We start from the raw sequence: 18,386 nt of genomic DNA on the forward strand, positions 1-18,386 counted from the left end.
CCGGGGTCACCACTCCCCCGGTCGCAGCGTGAAGTGCGCGTACGGCACCGTCCACACGACTTCGTGCCCGAGCCGGTGCCCGGTGTGCCCGTCCTCCCCGTAGGCGGTGCCGTGGTCGGCGCAGACGATCGCGAAGCAGGGCCGCCCCCGGCCGGTGAGCAGCGCGAACAGCTCCGGCAGGCGGGTGTCCACGTAGGCCAGGGCGGCGGCGTGGCTCGCCCGGCCGTCCTCGGCCAGGCCCGGCAGGTAGTGCCGGTTGGGCTGGTGCAGCGCGGCCACGTTGAGGAAGGTGAACAGGGGCCGGTCGGCGGGCAGCGCCGCGATGCTGTCGCGCAGCTGGTTCAGCTGGGCGCGCAGCGGATCCGGGTGGGTCACCCCGAACTCGGGCCGCCAGTGGTGCTCGGCGAACAGGTCCGGCAGCACGCGGCCCAGCGCCGAGGCGCGGTTGAAGAAGCCCACCCCGCCCAGGCAGAGCGTGTGGTATCCGGCCCGGTCCAGCGCCGTCACCACGTCGGCCTCCTCGAACACCCAGGTCCGGCCGGTCGACGTCTCGCTGCCGGGGAACGCCGCCGCGAACAGCCGCTCGTGCCGTCCCGGCGTGGTCGGCGTCGGCAGGAAGCCCGCGAAGAACGCCTGGTGCGCCGCGTACGTGAACGACGCCGGGGTGTGCCGCCGCTCCCACCGCCCGCCCGGCAGCACCCGGGCCAGGTGCGGCGTGCGCCCCTGCGCGGCCAGCTCGGCCGCCACGTCGTAGCGCAGCGTGTCCAGCGTGACGAACAGGATGTCGTGCCCGCCCAGCAACGCGTTCATGTCCACCGCCGGACTGTCCGCCGCCGGACTGTCAGCCGCTGCCAGACCGCCCACCGGCGCCAGACTGCCGGCCGCCGCGTGACCGGCCGCAGGCGCGCGACCGGCCGCAGGCGCATGACCGGCCGCCGTGGCGACGCCGCCGTCGAGACCGGTGTCGGTCATGGCCCCGTCCCTCCCCGGCGTGATCGCCGACCGGTTCGCGAGAGTCTTTCTCTGCCGCCGTCACACCACCTGTGATGTGGCCACACCATATGCGGTGTGGACCGCGGGCGATGATGGTGTCCCGGCGGCCAGGGCGGCGAGCTGCGCCGCGTAGGTGTCGCGGCCGTCGTGCAGCAGGTTCGGCAGCAGGTCGCCGAAGGCGTTGACCTCGGCGATCGCGTGGCGGCGCCAGCCGGGGCCGAACATCAGGTCGACACCGACGTGCGGGCTGCCGGGGAAGCAGGCGGCCGCGCGGGCGCAGCTGTCCATGGCCGCTTCCCAGTGCGGGCCGGCGGCGGTGCGAACGGCGTCCAGGTCGCCCCTGACGCCGCCGAGGTGCAGATTCGTCATGGGATGGCGGCTGGCCCGGACCACGGTGTGCGCGGGGCGCCCGCCGATCACCAGCACCCGCAGATCGATGGTGCGCCCCGCGAAGCCGATCTTCGGAAACCACCGCTCCACGTGCAGCCCCTCGGGCGCGAGCCGCTCCACGATCGCCGCCACGTCCCGCTCGTCGGTATAGGTCCGCACCCGCAGCGAGTTGAACAGCCCGTCGGCGGCCAGCTCCACCGAGGTGACCGCCTGGCAGCGCGCGCCCGCGACCTGCAGCGCGAGCACCCCGGACGACGACGACCCGTGCCGCGTCTTCACGAACACCCGGTGCCACCCCGCGTCCCGCATCGCTCCGCGCAGCCCGTCCCACGCCCCGACCACCCGCGGCCCGCGCTCGCCGACGGCGACCGCCGCACCCGGCCCGGCCTCGGCCCCATCCGGCGCGAAGGCGGCAACCGGTGCGCGCACCGGCAGGGCGGGCGCCGCGGCGGGGGTCAACGCCGGGACGGGCAGGGCGGGCGCGACGGCGGCGGTCAGCGCCGGGACGGGCAGGGCGGGCGCGGCGGCGGTCAGCGCCGGGACGGGCAGGGCGGGCGGGACGGCGACCCCGGCGGCCGAGAGCAGGGCGTGGCAGCGGGACTTGTCGAACAGGACGGCGATCTCGGCGGGGTCGTGCAGCAGCGCGGCGCCGTCGCGGGCGGCGACGTCGGCGACGCGGGCCAGGGCCCGGTTGAAGCCGTGGTACCAGGTGCGCAGGCCGATGATCTCGCCGTGGCGGGCGGGCCGGGGCGCGCCGCGCAGCAGCCGGTCGACCTCGGCGTCCTCGCCCGGCGAGTCGATCCGCACCAGCGCTCCGGCGGGGAAGCCGAAGGGTGCCCCGGCGGCTACGGCCTGCCAGGGCACCACGTGCGGGGCGGGCAGCCCGGCGGCGCGTACCGCGTCGAGGAACAGGCGGACCCGGCGGTTGCCGGGGTTGCCGACCACCGCCAGGCGCAGCTCACTCCGATACGGAGATGAAGCGGTCGTCGTCATCAGGGTCGCCGGCGTCGCTGAGGTCCAGCTCGACGCCGACGGCCTCCAGCTCGGCCGACAGCCGGTCCATCATGGGCTCGCTGAGGAAGTGGTGGTGCAGGTCGAGCCGCTTGAGGTGGGTCAGCGGCTGGCCCGCGAGCAGCGCGGCGCCACCGGCGTCGGTGAGCACGCCCAGGGACAGGTCCAGCCGCTCCAGCCGCGCCACCACCGGCGCGCCGGCCAGTGCCACCGCGACCTGGTCAATGATCTCGCAGTCGCGTACGCCCAGGGAGGTCAGCGCGGGCAGCCGGGTGCCGGACAGGATCGGGGCCAGGTCCTCGGCGGTGGCGTCGCCCCCGTAGTTGGCGGTGCCCAGCCACAGCTCCAGGTGCTGCAGCGCGGGCAGCTCGCTCTCGCCGACGGCGCGCACGACGTGCGCGGGCAGGCCGCCGGACTCGATGGTCAGCTCGCGCAGCCGGTCGTGCCGCACCGGCGACAGGGCCAGGCCGGTCGCACCCCGCACGGTCAGCACCTCCAGCCGCGGGTACGCCGCCAGCAGCGGCGTGATGTCACCCTGCGTGATCCAGGAGATCTCCTGCTCGTCGAAGGTCATCTCGCCGAGGAACAGGGCGCGCAGCGCGGGCAGCCGGTCGGCCGCGGCGACCAGCGCCTCGATCGGCGCGGGCGAGTCGTAGGCCTCGCCCCACTCGCCGATGACCAGCGCGGTGACCAGGTGCGCCCAGTCGGCGTTCAGCAACCCGTCCAGGCGCACCTGGAACAGCTCCGCCCCGCCGTCGTAGTCGGTGTCGACGCGCCAGGCGCAGCCCGCCGGGTCGGCCGGGACCTCGCCGTGCGGATCGAACGCCGCCACGGGCAGCCCGGCGAAGCGGCTGATGTGCTCGTTGATGGTCATCCGGCCTCTTCTGGGCGAGGGGTCCGCTGTCGCGCTGACCTTAGCAACCCTGGCTGTTCGCCCGCCGAGGTCGGTGGTGTCGGCTTAGGTTGGAGGGACAGTCGGCGGCGGAGGTCCACGATGGCGGATACCGGGACGGCGGGGGCGGCCAGAACCCCCGGCACCTCGCCCGCGAACCCGGGGCGGGTGCTGACCGCGCTGATCCTGGTCGCCGGGGTGGCCAACCTGAACCTGTCGGTGGCCAACGTGGCGCTGCCGGAGATCGGGCGCGACTTCGACTCCTCGCAGACCATGCTGAACCTGGTCGCGGTCGGCTACTCGCTGGGCCTGGCCGCCTCCGTGCTCTACCTGGGCGCGATCGGCGACACCCACGGCCGCAAGAAGATGCTGATCGCGGGCATGTGCCTGTCCGCACCCGCGTGCCTGCTGGCCGCGTACGCGCCGAGCGACACGGTGCTGTTCGGGGCGCGGGTGCTGGGCGGCCTGTCGGCGGGCATGGCGTACCCGACGACGCTGTCGCTGGTCGCCGCGCTGTGGACCGGTCCGCCCCGGACGAAGGCGATCGCGCTGTGGTCGAGCATCGGCGGGGCGATCTCGGCGATGGGCCCGCTCGCGGCGGGCGCCGCGCTGCAGTACTTCTGGTGGGGCTCGGTCTTCCTGCTCACGCTGCCGCTGCTGGTCGTCGCCCTGCTCATGGCGGTGCGCAACGTGCCGGCGAACGTCCACGAGAGCAGCGAGCCCGTCGACAACCTCGGCGGCGTGCTGTCGGTGCTGATGGTCGCGGGGCTGGTGCTGGCAGTGAACTTCGCGCCCATGCCGAACGCGGGCGCTGCGGTGCTGGGCCTGGCGGCGGTCGCGGTGGCGGCCGGGGTCGCGTTCGTGCTGCGCCAGCGCCGCGCCCGGTTCCCGCTCTACGACCTGTCCGTGGCGTCGCGGCGTACGTTCTGGGTCGCCGCGCTCGCCGGGATGATCGTGTTCGGCTCGCTGATGGGCGCGCTCTTCATCGGCCAGCAGTTCATGCAGAACGTGCTCGGCTACACCTCACTGCAGTCCGGTGCCGCGATCCTGCCCTCGCCGGTGCTGATGGCGCTGTGCGCCCCCCGCTCGGCCAAGCTCGTCGAGCGGTACGGCGCCCGGTTCACCCTGCTCGTCGGGTACGCCTTCTGCTTCCTCGGCTTCGCCGTGATGCTGCTGCTGTGGCGGGAGGGCGTCGACTACTGGCGGGTGGGGCTGGCGTACGCGCTGCTCGGCTCCGGGGTCGGCTTCGCCGGCACGCCCGCCTCCCGCTCGCTGACCAACTCGGTCCCGGTCACCCGCGCCGGTATGGCCTCCGGCACCGCCGACCTGCAGCGCGACCTCGGCGGCGCGATCATGCAGTCGCTGCTGGGCGCCCTGCTCACCGCGGGCTACGCCAAGTCCTTCGCGCAGCAGGTGTCCGCCTCGCCCGAGTCCGCCTCGATCAGCCAGGCCACCGAGGCCGAGCTGCAGAAGTCGTTCGGCAGCGCCGCGGACACCGCCGCCCGCTACCCGGCCTACTCCGAGCAGATCATCGCGGCCGCCCAGCAGGCGTTCCTGAGCGGCGACCAGTGGGCCTACTCGGCCGCCATGCTCGCCATCGCGGTGGGCATCGTGCTGGTCGCCACCCTGTTCCCCCGCCACGACGCCGAACTCGCCCTCCTGGCCGCCTACGCCCGCGCCGACCGCCCCGCCCGCGCCGCCACCCCAGGTTAATCATGAACTTATGGCCGTGCTCGGCGGTGTGTCATGCCCCTGGCACCGTGATCACTGGCCCGCCCGCTCACCCTGCACCGCACCGGGGCGTTGTGCGGACCGGAAACAGCGTGGCCGAATGCGGTCCTGCGCGGATAGCTTCAGCGGGTGCCACGAACCGTCACCTTGATCTTGATCGACGACCGCGGCGTTCCCTACGGAGCGACGCCGCCGTTCGAAGTCTCACTCCCGTACTGGCAGGAGAGCGCGGATGTGTTGGCCGCCGCCGGGGAGCGGTTCGGCTTCGACGGGCACGTCCTCCGCTTGCTGAGCAGCAGCCAGCCCGCCCCGCACGGCGGTGCGGTCACCTACCTCGCGCAGGGGCGCTGCCCATCGACGGCGCTCCTGGAGAAGCCTCGGCCAGACCTGTCCCCGCATCCCCTGCGCGCCCCGTACGCCGAGCCCGGCGGTCCGGCCGAGACGCTGCGCTGGGCGGCGGCCGCGCTGGCCGGGGCGGGGCGTCCGGCGTTCACGGCGGCGCACCAGCAGCGCACCTGGAACCTGTCCGCGATCTGGCGGCTGGACACCCCGGCGGGACCGCTCTGGCTGAAGCAGGTCCCCGCGTTCTTCGCGCACGAGGCGGCCGTGCTGCGGCACCTGGGCGCGGGGCCGCACGCTCACCTCGTACCCCCGCTGATCGCCGGGGACCACGGCCGGATGCTGCTCGACCACCTGCCCGGCGACGACCTCTACGGCGCGGGCCCGGAGGTGCGCGACGCGATCGCCGCCGACCTGCACGCCATCCAGCTCACCGCCGCGACCGGACTGGACGCGCTGCGCGCCCTCGGCGTGCCCGACCGGCGCGGGCCCGCGCTGGCCCGCCTCTGCGCCGACGTCGTGGCCGCCCACCCGGAGCACGCCGCCGACGGGGTCCGCGCGCTGGTCGAGGGCCTGGACGCGCGTCTGGCCGAGGTGGCCGCGTGCGGGCTGCCGGACACGCTGGTCCACGGCGACCTGCACCCGGGCAACGCGCGCGGCGACGCTTCGCGCCGGGTGATCCTCGACTGGGGCGACTGCGTGCTGGGCCACCCGGCCTTCGACATCCTGCGGCTGACCGAGACGCTCCCGGCCGCCGAGGCGCGGCCGCTGGTCGACGCGTGGGTGCGGCGCTGGCGCGCGGCGGTGCCGGGCAGCGACCCGGCGCGGGCGGTGGAGCTGCTGCGGCCGGTCGTGGCGCTGCGCAACGCCGCCGTGTACGCCGGATTCCTGGCCGCGATCGAGCCGGCCGAGCACCCGTACCACGCCGACGACGTGCCGTTCTGGCTCGCGCGCGCCGCCGAACCGGGCTGAGCTCAGGCGGCCGCCGGGGCGCCGAAGCGGACCAGGACGTGCCACAGCTGCTTGAGGTGCTGCAGCGTCTCGTCGTGGGTGCCGTGGTCGGCCCAGCGGTCCGGTTCGGTCGCCAGCGACGCGGCGGCGAGCCCGACCAGAGCGGCGTCCACCGGCGCGCCCGGCCGCGCGAACTCGCGGTGCACCCGGCGGGCCAGCACCGGGATCGCCGGACCCCGGAACTCGGCGTCGACCCCGTCGGCGGGCAGCTCGAACCCGGCGTGCCAGTGCAGCGCGAACCCGTGCCGGTCGGCGGCGTCGGCCAGGTGCTTGCCGCTGGGCGTGTCCCGGAAGGACGGGTCGGCCGTGACCGCCTCGACGTCGCGGGCCAGCAGCACCGGCCCGTGCACCTGCACCTCCAGGTAGTCGTCCAGCGACCGCACCGCGGGTCCGACCGGGATGTCCGGGCGTGGGCTGCGCAGCCGCGTCACCAGTTCGGGCACGGTCAGCCCGGGGACACCGAGCACGACCCCGGTCTCGGCCGCCCCGGCCAGCAGCGCGGCGAGCACGGTCTCGGCGGCGTCGGCGGTGCCCAGGTGCTCCGGGCCGAGATGGCTGTCGCCGAGGCAGAAGGTGGACCGGGCCAGCACGTGCGGGCGCAGCCGCAGGTGGCACGAGCCGAAGCGGGGGCAGGCGCCCTCGGGATGGGCCAGCAGGTCCAGGCCGCCGTAGCGGGGCCGGTCGGCGGCGGTGACCTCGGGGCGCTGGTACGCCCCGCCGAACATCGCCTGCTCCCACAGGTCGCGGGGGCCGCCCGGGTACGCGGTGCGGGCGCCGTTGGAGATGCCGGTCTCGAACTGGCTGCGGTAGACGCCGTCCTCGGCCAGCGCGCGGGCGACGCTGCGGCCGTCGGCGACGAGGCGGTCGGGGTGGAAGTTGAGGGTGATCCGGCCCCGGTCGAGCGCGGCGGCCGCGACGGCGGCCGGTTCGTGCCCGGTGCCCGCCAGCAGCGACCGCAGGGCCGCCAGCGCGTTCTCCCGCCCCGCCCGGGCCCGGCCGCGTACGTGGTCCAGGGCGCGTGCCTGCGCCGGAGTCAGGGCGGCTTCGTCCATCGCGATGCGACCTTTCCGACGGGTCCTGCGGACACGGTGAGGATAGGCGCGCCGCCCCCTCAAGGTCATCTGAGTTACCCGGGTATGCCAATTCTGTGTCGGCACAATGACGCAGAGTGTCGACCTGGCGCGACGGATACCTGACTGCGCAGGTCGCGGCGGTCCGGACGGCCCGACCGGCCCGGCCCGGAGACCGGCGCCGATGCCTCGATGCCTTGGCGCGCCGCAGCCCCAGGAAGTACCTTGTCAGAGGGCTCTTCCTGGACGCGGAGCCGACCCGTCGCCGGGAGTGCGGGCGTGCCGGGAACGCCTGCGGCCGAGGCGTTCACCCACCCGTTCGAGAAGTCGCACCAGGCCGTCGGTGTCGCAGCGCTGAGGGAGAATCCCGGCCATGCCCAACCTTGAGGACGTCCACGCGGCCCGCCGCGCGGAACTGCTCGCACCGGTGGCCCGGCTGTGCGCCGAAGCGGGTGTCGCCGTGTCGGTCGGCGAGTTCACCGGCCAGCGCGGCGCGACGGTGCGCGCGCTGCTGGCGGCCGCCGACGAGGGCTGCTGGTCGGCGGTGGTCACCGTCGTGCGCGCCCACCGCATCCCGGCCGAGCACCAGTGGGGCGGGCACAGCTGGACCCGCAGCCCCGAGTCCGGATACGACCTGGACTCGGCCGGCGAGCTGGTCTACGAGGTGCAGGTGCACGAGGACGACGACGGCTCCGGCGGCCACGGCACCCGCCCCCTGGTGCTGTACCGCCTGCACGGCACCGCGCAGGCCGCCGCCGACGAGCTGATCCTGTGGGCGCGCCGCACCGGCCTGTTCACCACCCGCACGCCGGTGCCGGACGCCGTCCGCGAGCTGCGGCGGCAGCGGCGCTGCTTCGAGCACCGCGAGGCGGCCGCCGGCGCGCCCCGGGTCACCGTGGACGGCACCCTGCCCGCGCAGGCGGCCACCGACGTGGCGGCGCTGGACCCGGCGGCGCTGTGCTGGCACTTCCCGCGTGAGCAGTCGGGCCGGTTCCAGCGCAACGCGGTCGTCGCCCTGGCGTCGTACGGCAACGCCCGCCCGCATCTGCGCGGCAGCTGGCTGACCGTGCGCACCGCCGACGACTGCCTGATCGTGGCCATGGCCGACCTGATCGGCGCCAACCAGCGCCACCGCTGGGACGCGACGCCGTGGCTGTGGCACGGCCGCCACGCGGCCACCCCGGCCGCCGACCGCTGGCAGGTCCGCGCCGCGGACCTGGCCCAGCCCGCGTTCGAGGCGCTGCGCCGGGGCGAGGTGCCGCAGGCGCTGGCCATGTCGGGGGTACGGGTCGACGACCAGCTGCGCAGCCTGCTCGCGGGCCGGCCCAGCCGCGCCTTCCGGGCCGAGCTGACCGACACCTGGGTGCACGGGCTCTACCAGGGCCTGGGCGACTCGGCGCCGTGGCGGCTCGGCCACGCCTACCGGGTGTGGCGCGCCGGCCGCGCCGCCCTGGGCCTGCCGGTGCGCGAGCCGGTGGTCCTGTTCGGACTGGGCGGCCTGGGCCAGCAGCGCAAGCCGAAGGTGGCCTTGGACCTGGCCGGGGACGAGCCGCGACTGCGCCTGGTCTTCTCCGGCAGCAACGCGGTCCTGCCGCGTTCGCTGTGGACGGTGCCGGCGGACCTCACCGCCCGGCTGCACGGCTGGACACCGACGATACCTGCCGCAAAAGGCTGATTTGATCCGCGTGAGCACGCTCTCACCAGCGGAGTCACTCAGTCTTCCACACACGGATCTCAATATGTAAGTCTTTTCTTGACTCAGACTTTCGTGTATCCAGAGAGAACTTGTGGCTACCGCCGCATGACCCTTTGGAGAGTCGGGGAGGACTCGTGAGGAAATTCCTCGCCGTTACGAGCGTGGCCGTCACCGCGGCCGCGTTCGTGGCAGTGGCAGCGTCAAGTGGCGCTGCCGCACCTAGTGGAGCTGCCGGCAAAGCCAGCTCCGTCGGTGCGACCGCGGTCGCGATCAGCGCGTCGGCGGCTGACGGCTACACCGTCAACCGCGTCATCAAGGACCCGAACGGCGCCACGCACACCCGCTACGACCGCACGTACAACGGCCTGCGGGTCTACGGTGGCGACTTCGTCGTCCACTCGAACCCCGGCGGCACCTTCGCCAGCGCCTCCAACGGCCTGGCCGCACCGCTCACGCTGAGCACCACCCCGAAGATCAGCGCGGGTTCCGCCCTGGCCACCGCGAAGACCCACTTCGCCGGCACCATCACCTCGACCGGCTCCTCCGAGCTGTTCGTCGACGCCTCCACCGGCACCGGCCGCCTGGCCTGGGAGAGCGTCGTCAACGGCTGGGCCGCCGACGGCCAGACCCCGTCGAAGCTGCACGTCGTCACCGACGCCGTCAGCGGCGCGTACATCGGCCAGTTCGACGAGATCGAGACGGTCGCGGGCACCGGCACCGGCATCTACACCGGCGCGGTCAGCATCGACACCACGCTGTCCGGCTCGACCTACCAGATGATCGACCCGGTGCGCGGCAACGGCCGCACCTGCGACATGAACAACGGCACCTCGACCTGCACCACGTTCACCGACGCCGACAACGCGTGGGGCACCGGTGCGAACTCGAACCGCCAGTCGGCCGGTGTGGACGCCCACTTCGGCGCCGCCAAGACGTTCGACTACTTCAAGAACATCCACGGCCGCAACGGCATCTTCGGCAACGGCACGGGCGTGCCCAGCCGCGTCCACTACGGCAACGCGTACGTGAACGCGTTCTGGGACGGCGCGCAGATGACCTACGGCGACGGCTCGGGCAACTCGCGCCCGCTGGTGTCGCTGGACGTGGCCGGCCACGAGATGAGCCACGGCGTCACCGAGGCCCTGGCGGGCCTGGTGTACTCGGGTGAGTCCGGCGGTCTGAACGAGGCCACCTCGGACATCTTCGGCAACATGGTCGAGTTCTACGCGGCCGCGCCGTCCGACCCGGGCGACTACCAGGTCGGCGAGAAGATCAACATTAACGGCAACAACACGCCGCTGCGCTACATGTACAACCCGACCCTGGACGGCTCGTCGCACGGCTGCTGGTCGACCAGCACCAAGAACATCGACGTGCACTACAGCTCGGGTGTGGCCAACCACTTCTTCTTCAACCTGGCCGTCGGCACCGGCGCCACGTCCTACGGCACCAGCCCGGTCTGCGGCTCGGCCCCGGCCGTGGTCGGCATCGGCAACGCCAAGGCTGAGAAGATCTGGTACCGCGCGCTGGACGTGAACTTCACCTCCAGCACCGCGTACGTCAACACCAGCACCCCGGCCAACAACGCCCGCCTGCACACCCTGGCGGCCGCCACCTTCCTCTACGGCACCTGCTCGGCCGAGTACAAGGCCGTCCAGGCGGCGTGGACCGCGGTGAACGTGGCCAGCACCGACGCGGCCTGCCCGGCCGGCAACGACTTCTCGCTCGCCGCCGCCCCGGCGTCGGGCTCGGTCAACCCGGGCAGCTCGGTCAGCAGCACCATCACCGCCACGCTGACCAACGGCTCGGCCCAGACCGTGACGCTGTCCGCGTCCGGCCTGCCCAGCGGCGCCACCGCGGCCTTCAGCCCGGCGTCGATCACCTCGGCCGGCGGCACCTCCACGCTGACCATCGCCACCACCGCCTCGACCCCGGCGGGCACCTACGCGGTCACCGTCACGGGCACGGGCGCCAGCTCGACCCGGACCACCACGTACTCGCTCACCGTGAACGGGGCGCCGGGCTGCAGCGGCACCAACGGCAACGACGTGGCCATCCCGGACAACACCACGGTGACCAGCACCATCGTCATCTCCGGCTGTGCCCGCAACGCGTCGGCCACCAGCACGGTCCCGGTGACGATCTACCACACGTACAAGGGTGACCTGGTCGTCTCCCTGGTCGCGCCGGACGGCTCGGTCTACACCCTGAGCAACCGGGCCGGCGGCAGCGCCGACAACATCATCCAGACGTTCACCGTGAACCTGTCCACGGAGGCCGCCAACGGCACTTGGACCCTGCGCGTGCAGGACGCGGCGTCGGCTGACACCGGCCGGATCGACACCTGGTCGCTGAACCTGTAACACCCCCGCACCACCCCTGAAACCGAAGGCGCCGTCCCCGGCTGGGGGCGGCGCCTTCGCCATGCGGGCCACTGCCACCGCGAGGCCGCGGCCACCGCGAGGCTGCAATTTCGGGGAAAGTGCCGGAATCTTGGCGGTGATTCGCGCAGTTTCCCCGAAACTGCAGCCGACGCGGGCGTCGCGCGGGCGTCGGGCGGGCGTCGGGCGGAGGTGGGTGGCGCGCTCAGAAGTAGTCGTGGAGGGTGGGGACGGGGCCCGCGGTGGCGGTCTGGAGGAAGGTGTCGGTGTCGGGGGTGCCGCCGGAGAGGTGGCCGCTGCGGCGGAGCTGGTCGGGGGTCGCGGCGCCGGCGTACCAGGCGGCCATGCCGCGCGGGGTGAGCCGGACCGTGCCCGCGCCGCCGGGCTCCAGGCGGGCCTCGCCCTTGTCCACCACCAGCCGGTGCGCGCCCGCGTGCCACGGGCACTCGGCGTCGACGAGTTCGAGGTCGACCTCACCGCTGACGAAGCGGGACCAGCCCCGGGCCGCGACCGCACCGGGCGCGTCGACGACGCGCAGCATCCAGGGCTGCGACGACTCCACCTTGCTGTCGACCTTGGCAAGCAGGGCGCGGGCCGGGTCGGCGACGGCGAGCCGGTAGACCGTGACCGGTGCGACGCTGGCCCAGCCGCCGAACATGGCCAGCAGGGTGGCGGTCGCGCCGGGGGTCAGTCCGATCAGGTCGTCGACGGTGAGCTTGCCGCCGGAGTCGTACCCGGGGCCGCGGTCCCAGCTGGCGTACCCCTCGACGGCGCCGGAGGCGCCCACCGCCACCGTGATGCCGTGGTAGTCGGCGAGGACCTCGGCCGGGGTCGCCCTGAACAGCGGGCCGGACCGCTCCATCATGCCGGTGCCGGTACGGGCGGTCCGCCGGTAGACGTCCTGGATCGCGGGCAGGTCGGCCTCGACCGCCGGGCGCAGGGTCACGGCCGGGTCGGGGCGGACCGAGGCCAGCACCCGGGTCGGGAACCGGTGGTAGTCCAGTGAGCCGACCTCCTCCCAGCCCAGCGCCCGGTACGGCAGGGGCGTGGTGTCGAACAGGGTGCTGATCACGGCGCCGCGCTCGCGGGCGTACGCCAGCAGCCCGGTCAGCACCAGCCGCCCGAGCCCGCGTCCGCGCAGCTCCGGCGCGGTGGCCACCCCGGCGACGCCGCTGGTCGGCACGGCCCGGCCGCCGAACCACTGCTCCTGGGTACGGTCGACGGCCTTGGCGACCAGCCGCCCGGACCCGTCGAACGCGCCGAGCGTGTACCGCCCGGGACTGTCGGAGACCCAGCCTTCGGGCATGGGCTGATCGTGGTAGCCGAAGGCGAGACTGCCCAGGTCCCACGCCTGCTTCTGATCCTGGGCGGTAAGCGCCCGTACGTCGAACGTCACCCGGCCATCCTGCCAGCCGCCCCCGCCCCGGTCGCGCGATTTTGCCGCCTCACTGCCACGCGGACAGCACCTGCTGCGGCCCCCAGACCAGCGTCAACTGCCCGGTATCGGCGTTCGGGGCGACGCCCGACAGCGACACGGCGGCCAGCCCGGTCGTCCCCGGCTCGTACCCCGGCACCGCGGCCGCGCCCCGTGCCAGCTTGCTCAGATCGTGGTTGTCGAAGGGGGTGCCCAGCCATTTGACCGAGCCCGCGAAGTCGATCCGCTGCGCGATCGGTCCCCGGTCGGCGCCGACCAGATCGACCTCGGGATCGAACTGCCGGTTCCACCAGCCCCCCACCGCCTCCACGCTGGGCCACGGCAGTTCACCGCCGAGCGCGGCGAGTTCGAGCGCCTCGCGGACCAGCGGTTCGACCGCCCGGCCGCGCCAGGACGCCCAGCGCCGCTTGACCACCGCGTACGCGGCCTGCGGCCGGCCCCGCCGCGCCTGCTCCTGCGCGGACCGCAGCGCGGCCAGGTAGAGCCGCAGGTTGCTGTCGGCGATCCGGTACAGGTTCGGCTTGCCCGGATGCGTCGACAGCGGTTCGTCGATCGCCAGGACCCGCTTCTCCTCCGCGAGCTTGCGCAGCAGCGGGGACACCACACCCGACGGCAGCGGACCCTGCCTGCCTCCCGCCGTCGCCGCGATGTTGGCCTGGGTGCGGTCGCCGCCGCCGACCGCCTCCAGCACCCGCTTGGCCTGGTCGGGTGCCGGGAACTCGGCCATCAGGGCCGACTCCGGGATGCTGAACAGCGGCGAGGCCGGGTCCTCGCACTCCGCCTCGAGGAACGCCGCCGCCGGGGTGCCGTGCGGCCAGGCCCGGACGATGCCGGGCAGGCCGCCGCAGACCAGGTGCGCGTCGATGGCGTCGGCGCCGGTCAGGCCGAGCGCGCCCGCGACGTCGCCCGGGTTCAGCGGCCCGAGCACCATGTTGTCGGCCCGGCCGAAGAACGGCCGGTCGTACGCGGTGAGCCGCTCCATCATGTGCAGGTCGCTGCCTAGCAGCAGGAGCAGTACGGGCCGGTCGCGCAGCAGGCGGTCCCAGGCCGCCTGCAGCGCGCCGTCGAACTGCTCGTCCTGCTCCGCCAGCCACGGCACCTCGTCGAGGACGACCGCGGACGGGCTGGCGGGCAGCGCCGAGGCGAGCAGGCGGAACGCGTCGGGCCAGTTGGCGGGGGCGGCGGCCGGGATGAGTTCCCGATCGCGCGGCAGCATCGACTCCCGCAGTTCCGCGCTGAACGCGGTGAGCGCCTCCACCTGCGAGGACCCCTTGACCGCGGTATGGAACAGGTAGGGCACCCCGGCCCGGTCGCAGAACTCCTGCACCAGCCGGGACTTGCCCACCTGCCGCCGTCCGCGCAGCGCCACCGCCACCCCGGCACCCGAGGACGTCACCCGGTCCAGCCGTTTACGCAGGTAGCCCAGCTCTGCCGTACGCCCGACGAACGCCTCTGCCATCCCGCCACCTTAGGTAGATTGAATCTACGTAGATTCAATCTACCTAACTCCCGCCGGTCCCGCCGACCCGTTCAGGCGGCGGGGAGGGGGTCGAGGGTGACCTGGCGGGAGCGGACGAGCCAGCCGTCGGGGCTGTCCACCGACGGGACGAGGTTGTCCTGGCAGACGCAGTGCCGGTGCAGGCGCGGAGTGCCGTCGGCGGCGACCTGGATCACGATGGCGTAGCAGCGTACGTCGAGGGAGCCGTCGGCGGCGGGCGCCACCTTGACCATGCCGTGCCAGTGCCGCCGCAGCTCACCCTGCTCGGCGAGCTTGGCCCGGGTGTCGCGGACGGCCTGGGCCAGCACCGCCCGCCCGCGTACGGGCTGGGGCAGGCCGGGGGCGTGGAAGCTGCCGTCCTCGGTGAACGTGGCGGCCCACTGGTCCGGGTCGCCCTCGTCGAGCAGCTGCATGTGGCGGGCGTAGAACTGCTGGACGGCGAGGTACAGCGGGGCGGTGTCGAGGGTCTGGTTGAACGCGGTCAGTGCCATTTCGGGTACACCTTTCAGGGCGGGACGGGAGGTCAGAGCAGGGCGACGGCGCGGGTCCAGCCGGCCCCGGCGCCTTTGATCTTGATCGGGAAGCAGGAGACGGTGAAGCCGTACGGCTGGGGCAGCGCGTCGAGGTTGGACAGCCGCTCGATCTGGCAGAACTCGCGCTCGCGGCCGGTGAAGTGGGCCGGCCACAGCACGCCCCGGTCGCCGGTCTCCTTGAACTTGGCCAGCATCTTGCCGAACGGTGCGTCCAGGCTGAACGCGTCCGTGCCGATCACCCGGATGCCCAGGTCGAGCAGGAAGTGGGTGGCCGAGGCGTCCAGGCCCTTGAAGTCGGTGAAGTAGCGCTGGGTGCCGGCCCAGGCCGAGGCGCCGGTGTGCAGCAGCACGATGTCCAGCGGGTTCGGGCGGTAGCCGATGCGGGCGAACTCCTTGTCCAGGAACTCGGCGTCGACGGTGTCGCCCTCGGCGCCGGTCAGGTCCAGCCGTACCCCCGGGCGGTGGAACCACTCCAGCGGCATCTCGTCGATGTGGCGCGGCACGCCGTAGGTCGCCGTGCTGCCGTAGTGCGACGGCGCGTCGATGTGGGTGCCGGTGTGCGTGGTGAGCTTGAGCGTGTCGATGGACAGCAGCTCGCCGTCGGGCAGCACGGCCGGGTCGAAGTCGACGCCGAAGTGCAGCTTCATCTCCTCGGCCATGTGGACCGCGCCCTCGGCCGGGGTGACGATCTCGTGGAGCACCGGCTCGGGCTCCCAGGCGGCCGCGTCCACCGGGGTGGACAGGTCGATCATGCGCATGTGCGCCTCCTCAGGTTGCGTCGGTGAACAGGTCGGTGCGTACCTGGGCGCGCGGGTTGCCGTAGCAGAGCAGGCGCGTCAGGCGGTGGCGCAGCGGTGTGCGCCCGATCAGTGCGGTGGCGGTGCGCCGGGCGGCGTCGGCCAGCGGCCGCCCGCTGCCCAGCGCGGTGCGCGCGTGGGACTGCTGGAACCGGATGACCCGGTGCGCGTCCTCGGCGCGCGGCTCGGTGAAGGGCCGCAGCGCCTCGGCGCGGACCACGTCGGTGCCCGGCTCGCGCAGCTGCTCGACCAGGACCGGGTGGGCCAGCACCGCGTCCTGCAGCGCCAGGTTGATGCCCTGGGCGCCGAGCGGGCCGTGGGTGTGCGCGGCGTCGCCGAGCAGCAGCAGGCCGTCGCGCGACCAGCGCCGCGCGGTGCCGGTGAAGACGTCGAGCAGGCTCAGGTCGGCCAGGCTCTTCAGATGGGTACGGACCCCGTCGGCGTACTCCGGCGCCGCCCGGCACAGCTCGTCCCGGAACGCCCCGAACGGCCGCTCGGCGAACTCGGGGTAGCCGCCGTGCCGCAGCGCCCACCCCAGCTGCACCGTGTCGGGGCTGACGCCGTAGCTGACCAGCATCCGCCCGCCCCCGCCGCGTACGGTCAGCGCCGTCGGGGCGCCGCCCGGCGCGGGCAGCCGGAACCACAGCAGGTCGTAGTCGGCCGCCTCGCGGCGGTCGTAGCGGATGCCCGCGAGCTGCCGGGTCTTGGAGTAGCGCCCGTCGGCCCCGATCACGCACCGGGAGTTGACCGTGACCGGTCCGCCGAGTCCGGTGAACACCGCCCCGCGTACCCCCTGCGGGGTGCGCAGCAGGTCGGTGACCCGGTGGCCCTCCAGGTACCGGAACAGCGGCTGCCGGCGGCAGGCGGCCAGCAGCTCCCGCAGCACGACCGGCTGCGGGACGGCCAGCAGCCGGCCGTACGGGCCCGGCAGCGTCCGGTAGTCGACCACCAGCAGCGGTCGGCCGTGGCTGTGCAGCTGCAGCCGCTCGTGCTCGTGGCTGCCCCGGGCACGGGCCGGTTCCAGCACGCCGAGCTGGTCGAGCACCGCCTGCCCGCCCGGTTGCAGCAGCTCGCCCCGGAACGAGCGGTCGAACGAGGTCGACTTCTCGACCAGGACCGTGTCCACGCCGGAGCGGGCGAGCAGCAGCGCCATGGCCAGCCCGGCCGGACCGGCCCCGACCACGCAGACGTCGGTCGACAGGGTCGCCATGGCGCCGCCTCCTCTCCTGGAACTCGGCTGGATCAGGCCGGTACGGGCTCGGCGGTGAGCTCGCCGACCAGCGACGTGTCGTGCGTGCCCGCGATGAACCGCGGATGGTCCAGCACGGACAGCAGGAAGTCGCGGTTGGTGGCCAGCCCCGGCCCCTCGGCGTGGAACTCGGTCAGGGCGCGGCGCATCCGGGCCAGGGCCTGCGCCCGGTCGGGTGCCCAGACGCACAGCTTGGCCAGCAGCGGGTCGTAGGCGGGCGAGACCCTGCCCCCGGCGTACGCGTCGGTGTCGACCCGCACGAACGGCCCGCCCGGCAGCCGCAGCTGCTCGATCCGCCCCGGCGAGGGCACGAAGCCCCGGTCCGGGTCCTCGGCGTTGATCCGGCACTCGATCGCGGCCCCGTGCGGGACCAGCGTCTCCTGGCTGAGTTCCAGCCGCTCCCCCGCCGCGACCAGCAGCTGCTGGCGGACGATGTCCACGCCGTGGGTGAGCTCGGTGACCGGGTGCTCGACCTGGATCCGGCAGTTGATCTCCATGAAGTGGTAGCCGCCGTCGGGGTCGACCAGGAACTCGAACGTGCCCGCCCCGACGTAGCCCGCGGCCAGCGCGCCCCGCAGGGCGGCCTCGCCCATGGCCCGGGTCGTCTCCTCCGGCAGCAGCGGCGCCGGGGTCTCCTCGATGATCTTCTGGCGGCGCCGCTGCGCCGAGCAGTCCCGCTGCCCCAGGTGGACGGCGCCGCCGTACTGGTCGCAGAGCACCTGCACCTCGATGTGCCGGGCCGAGGGCAGGAACCGCTCCAGGTAGAGCCGGTCGTCGCCGAACAGGCTCTGCGCGGTGCTGCGGGCCTCGCGCAGCTGCGGGATGAACTGGTCGGGATCGGTGATGGCGACCATGCCCCGGCCGCCGCCCCCGGCGACGGCCTTGACCATCACCGGGTACCCGATCTCGGCGGCGAGCCGGGCCGCCCCGTCCGGGCAGGTCACCGGGCCGGTGCTGCCGGGCAGCACGGGCAGCCCCGCGGCGGCCATCGTGGCGCGGGCGACGGCCTTGTCGCCCAGCCGGTCGATGACGGGTGCGGGCGGGCCCACGAACGTGATGCCGTACGCCTCGCACGCCTCGGCGAAGTCGCCGACCTCCGACAGGAACCCGTAGCCCGGGTGGACCGCGTCGGCGCCGGTGCGCCGGGCCGCCTCCAGGATCGCGGCGATGTCGAGGTAGCTGCTGCGGGCCGGGCCCGGTCCGATGCAGACCGCGTCGTCTGCCATCCGCACCACGGCCGAGTCACGGTCCTCGGTGGAGTACACGGCCACTACCCGCAGCCCCAGCTCCCGGCAGGTGCGGGCGATGCGCAGCGCGATCTCGCCCCGGTTGGCGATGAGCACGGTGGTGAACACGTCGC

14 protein-coding genes are annotated in these 18,386 nt (G+C 73.9%); 4 read left to right on the forward strand and 10 right to left on the reverse strand.

Translation table 11 applies throughout. From position 1 onward, the window contains the following. Positions 1-6: 6 nt before the first annotated feature. From QEZ54_RS23005 to QEZ54_RS23015, 3 genes are read right to left on the reverse strand one after another with little or no spacing between them, the layout of a single operon-like run. Positions 7-972 carry an STM4013/SEN3800 family hydrolase gene (locus QEZ54_RS23005; protein ID WP_281306774.1) on the reverse strand — a complete coding sequence of 322 codons (966 nt, stop codon included), beginning with the start codon at positions 970-972 and terminating at the stop codon, positions 7-9. Between the two features lie 60 nt (positions 973-1,032). Continuing rightward, positions 1,033-2,376 (reverse strand): STM4014 family protein, encoded by a 1,344-nt coding sequence (locus QEZ54_RS23010; protein WP_281306775.1) that lies wholly within the window; start codon positions 2,374-2,376, stop codon positions 1,033-1,035. Further along, a complete protein-coding gene (locus tag QEZ54_RS23015) occupies positions 2,342-3,268 on the reverse strand; it encodes an STM4015 family protein (RefSeq protein WP_281306776.1) in 927 nt (308 codons plus the stop codon). Before QEZ54_RS23015 ends, QEZ54_RS23010 begins: the two co-directional genes overlap by 35 nt. A 120-nt stretch (positions 3,269-3,388) precedes the next feature. Between QEZ54_RS23015 and QEZ54_RS23020 the strand changes: the two genes are divergently transcribed. Together QEZ54_RS23020 and QEZ54_RS23025 are read left to right on the forward strand one after the other, a co-directional pair. Beyond that, positions 3,389-4,999 (forward strand): MFS transporter, encoded by a 1,611-nt coding sequence (locus QEZ54_RS23020; RefSeq protein ID WP_281306777.1) that lies wholly within the window; start codon positions 3,389-3,391, stop codon positions 4,997-4,999. A gap of 252 nt (positions 5,000-5,251) precedes the next feature. Beyond that, positions 5,252-6,328: an aminoglycoside phosphotransferase family protein gene (locus QEZ54_RS23025; protein WP_281306778.1), complete on the forward strand. Its 1,077-nt coding sequence runs from the start codon at positions 5,252-5,254 to the stop codon at positions 6,326-6,328. A 2-nt stretch (positions 6,329-6,330) separates the two neighbouring features. On the opposite strand, the gene QEZ54_RS23030 is transcribed toward QEZ54_RS23025, so the two are convergent. Next, the gene (locus QEZ54_RS23030; RefSeq protein WP_281306779.1) at positions 6,331-7,419 is read right to left on the reverse strand and encodes a DUF3626 domain-containing protein; all 1,089 of its coding nucleotides are present in this window, start codon (positions 7,417-7,419) and stop codon (positions 6,331-6,333) included. Between the two features lie 391 nt (positions 7,420-7,810). On the opposite strand from QEZ54_RS23030, the gene QEZ54_RS23035 reads away from it, so the two are divergent. Together QEZ54_RS23035 and QEZ54_RS23040 are read left to right on the forward strand one after the other, a co-directional pair. After that, on the forward strand, positions 7,811-9,112 hold the full coding sequence (locus QEZ54_RS23035; RefSeq protein ID WP_281306780.1) for a hypothetical protein: 1,302 nt from the start codon (positions 7,811-7,813) through the stop codon (positions 9,110-9,112). Positions 9,113-9,267: 155 nt separating this feature from the next. After that, entirely contained in the window at positions 9,268-11,496 is a 2,229-nt protein-coding gene (locus tag QEZ54_RS23040) for a M4 family metallopeptidase (protein WP_281306781.1), read from the forward strand. 223 nt (positions 11,497-11,719) lie between these two features. Here the strand turns inward: QEZ54_RS23040 and QEZ54_RS23045 are convergent, their stop codons facing one another. From QEZ54_RS23045 to QEZ54_RS23070, 6 genes are all read right to left on the reverse strand, one after another. Next, positions 11,720-12,910, reverse strand: coding sequence for a GNAT family N-acetyltransferase (locus tag QEZ54_RS23045; RefSeq protein WP_281306782.1), 1,191 nt, complete (start codon positions 12,908-12,910; stop codon positions 11,720-11,722). A gap of 49 nt (positions 12,911-12,959) precedes the next feature. After that, positions 12,960-14,408, reverse strand: coding sequence for an ATP-binding protein (locus QEZ54_RS23050; protein ID WP_281306783.1), 1,449 nt, complete (start codon positions 14,406-14,408; stop codon positions 12,960-12,962). 71 nt (positions 14,409-14,479) lie between these two features. Beyond that, the gene (locus QEZ54_RS23055; protein WP_281306784.1) at positions 14,480-14,938 is read right to left on the reverse strand and encodes a nuclear transport factor 2 family protein; all 459 of its coding nucleotides are present in this window, start codon (positions 14,936-14,938) and stop codon (positions 14,480-14,482) included. 32 nt (positions 14,939-14,970) lie between these two features. Beyond that, positions 14,971-15,738, reverse strand: a complete 768-nt coding sequence (locus QEZ54_RS23060) for a cyclase family protein (RefSeq protein WP_281306785.1) — start codon at positions 15,736-15,738, stop codon at positions 14,971-14,973. Positions 15,739-15,748: 10 nt separating this feature from the next. Further along, a complete protein-coding gene (locus QEZ54_RS23065; protein WP_281306786.1) occupies positions 15,749-16,987 on the reverse strand; it encodes an FAD-dependent monooxygenase in 1,239 nt (412 codons plus the stop codon). Between the two features lie 32 nt (positions 16,988-17,019). Beyond that, positions 17,020-18,381 carry a biotin carboxylase N-terminal domain-containing protein gene (locus QEZ54_RS23070; RefSeq protein ID WP_281306787.1) on the reverse strand — a complete coding sequence of 454 codons (1,362 nt, stop codon included), beginning with the start codon at positions 18,379-18,381 and terminating at the stop codon, positions 17,020-17,022. Positions 18,382-18,386: the final 5 nt, after the last annotated feature.

Origin of the sequence: Catellatospora sp. KI3 (assembly GCF_029948125.1) — a bacterium.
GTDB lineage: Bacteria > Actinomycetota > Actinomycetes > Mycobacteriales > Micromonosporaceae > Catellatospora.